We start from the raw sequence: 1165 nt of genomic DNA on the forward strand, positions 1-1165 counted from the left end.
GCCGTCGGCCCGACGGCGCAGTTCACCGTCGACCGCGTACGGACCGTCGCCAAGGCCGACTTCCCGGCGGCGGAGGTCTACGGGAACGTGGACCGCCCCGAACTCCGTCTCATCACCTGCGGTGGCCCCCGCTCCGGCGAGGAGTACCGGGACAACGTCATCGTCTTCGCCACGCTGAGCGCCACCGGCCGTACGGGCGGGCGGCGGGGGAGGGGTGACCGGTCACGGCACCGGCTCGCCCGTACGGCCGGTGGCGCTCAGCGTGGCGAAGACGATGACGTTGTCCCGGTACTCCTCGCCGGAGCGGGGGCCACCGCAGGTGATGAGACGGAGTTCGGGGCGGTCCACGTTCCCGTAGACCTCCGCCGCCGGGAAGTCGGCCTTGGCGACGGTCCGTACGCGGTCGACGGTGAACTCCGCCGTCGAGCCGTCGGCCCGGCGCGCGGTGATCCGCGCGCCGCGCCGCAGCCGCGCGAGCCGGCGGAAGACACCGTCGCCGTAGGCCCCGACCGTGACATGCCCCAGGATCACCGAGGGGCCGGTCTGCCCCGGCGTCGGTGAGTGCCGGTACCACCCCGCCCGGTCGTGCTCCGCCACCGGCGGCACCTCCACGCTCCCGTCCGCCGCCAGCCCCAGCCCCATGACGGGCGTGTCCACCCCGATGGCCGGGATCAGCAGCCTGACCGGCACGGAGCGCGCCAGCGGCGACGGCGACCTGCCCGAGGAGGGCGACCCACGGGACGCGTCCGACGACGGGGGAGACGGGGCCCTGTCGACCGGGGGAGCGCCCGAGTCCCGGCCCCCGGCCCCGCCGCTCCCTTGACACCCGACGAGCAGCGAGGCCGCCGCCACGGCGACGAGGGAGCGCCGGGAGAGCGCCGCGGTGGGCGATGTCATGCCGCGTCGCCCCGGCGGCGCCGGACGAGGACGATCGCGCCGGCTCCGCCGACGAGGGCCGCGACGGCGCCCGAGCCGACGAGCACAGCCCCGGTCCCGGAGCCGTCCGACCCCGCCGCCTCCCCGGTGTCGGGCGCCCCGCTCGGCACCACGGAGACCTGGCTGGGCACCGGAGACGGCTCGGTGGCGTTGTCGTCCTCGGTGGGCTCGGGCGTGGCCGACTCCTCGGCGGGACCGGCGGTGGACGGCACCGGGGTGGGGGTGGAGG

Annotated in this window: 2 protein-coding genes and 1 pseudogene; 1 reads left to right on the forward strand and 2 read right to left on the reverse strand. The window is 76.9% G+C overall.

Going from position 1 to position 1165, the window contains the following annotated elements; translation table 11 throughout:
- A pseudogene (locus AOK23_RS50915) lies at positions 1-186 on the forward strand (sortase domain-containing protein); the annotation flags it as partial.
- Between the two features lie 36 nt (positions 187-222).
- Here AOK23_RS50915 and AOK23_RS38585 read toward each other — a convergent pair.
- Both AOK23_RS38585 and AOK23_RS38590 read right to left on the reverse strand, forming a co-directional pair.
- A complete protein-coding gene (locus AOK23_RS38585) occupies positions 223-897 on the reverse strand; it encodes a class F sortase (RefSeq protein ID WP_055717134.1) in 675 nt (224 codons plus the stop codon).
- On the reverse strand, positions 894-1165 hold a 272-nt coding region (locus tag AOK23_RS38590), incomplete at its 5' end, for a hypothetical protein (RefSeq protein WP_063791480.1). The genes AOK23_RS38585 and AOK23_RS38590, both read right to left, overlap by 4 nt.

The organism is Streptomyces torulosus (assembly GCF_001419765.1).
Lineage (GTDB): Bacteria > Actinomycetota > Actinomycetes > Streptomycetales > Streptomycetaceae > Streptomyces > Streptomyces torulosus.